The following is a 987-nucleotide window of genomic DNA, read 5'->3' as shown; positions in this document are numbered from 1 at the left end:
GCACGGCGCGCAGCGCCCCGAACGCCGCCGAACTCGTCGTCGTCATCATCGGAACCACCCACCTTGGTCGCCACGGTACTCGAATCTCTGTTCGAGCCTACTCGTAGGCGCACATTCGCGCAAGTGTTCGATTCTTTCGACCTGCCATGTCGGCCCCCCGCGCTACACTCACCGCATGAACGAACCGCCCGCCTCCCCCGTCGACCGCGCCTTCGACGTGCTGCGGGTGACGGCCGCGGGGACCGGATTGACGCTGAGCGAGATCTCCCGCGAGGCCGGCTTGGCCAAGTCCACGACCCTCCGGCTCCTGGGCGCGCTCGAACGAAACGACGCGGTGACCCGGATCGGCCAGCGCTACAGGCTGGGACCGCTGGTGCACGAGCTGGACCCGATCCCCGCCTCCCCGGCGTACGAACGAACCCGCCGTGTCCTGACCCCGTTCCTCGCGCACCTCTTCGAGGCGACACGGGCGACGGTGCACCTGGCCACGCTGCACGGCGACGAGGTGGTGTACCTCAACAAGCTGCACGGTCCGCGACCGATCCCGTCCCCGTCCCGGATCGGCGGAGGACTGCCGGCCTACTGCACGGGTGTGGGCAAGGCCATGCTGGCGTTCGACGACGCGGCCGCCGAGCGGGTTTCCCAGGGCCCGCTGGTCGCATGGACTGACACCACCCTCACCTCGCCGGACTCGCTCGCGATGGAGCTCGCGGAGATCCGGCGCCGCCGGCGGGCGGTGGACCGCGCCGAGCTGACACCCGGCCTCTACTGTGTGGCCGCCCCCGTGTTCGACGACGACGAGGGCGGCACCAGCGGCACCCGTGCGATAGCAGCGCTGTCCGCGAGCGCAGCAGACAGATCGTCACTCGCGCGACTGGAGCCGCTCGTCACCAGGGTTGCAGCTGCCGCCAGTCGCGCGATGGCCACGGCCGAGGACGAGTAGCGGGGCGGCGGCTCTAGGAGACTGCTGAACAAAGTGGGTGTCCG

1 protein-coding gene is annotated in these 987 nt (G+C 70.1%); it reads left to right on the top strand.

The window, feature by feature from the left end; translation table 11 throughout:
- The first annotated feature begins 175 nt into the window (after positions 1-175).
- Positions 176-943, top strand: coding sequence for an IclR family transcriptional regulator (locus CEY15_RS17825; RefSeq protein ID WP_095719507.1), 768 nt, complete (start codon positions 176-178; stop codon positions 941-943).
- Positions 944-987: the final 44 nt, after the last annotated feature.

Source organism: Dietzia natronolimnaea (assembly GCF_002289575.1).
Taxonomy (GTDB): Bacteria; Actinomycetota; Actinomycetes; order Mycobacteriales; family Mycobacteriaceae; genus Dietzia; species Dietzia natronolimnaea_A.
This window is presented reverse-complemented; position numbering and strand designations above follow the sequence as displayed.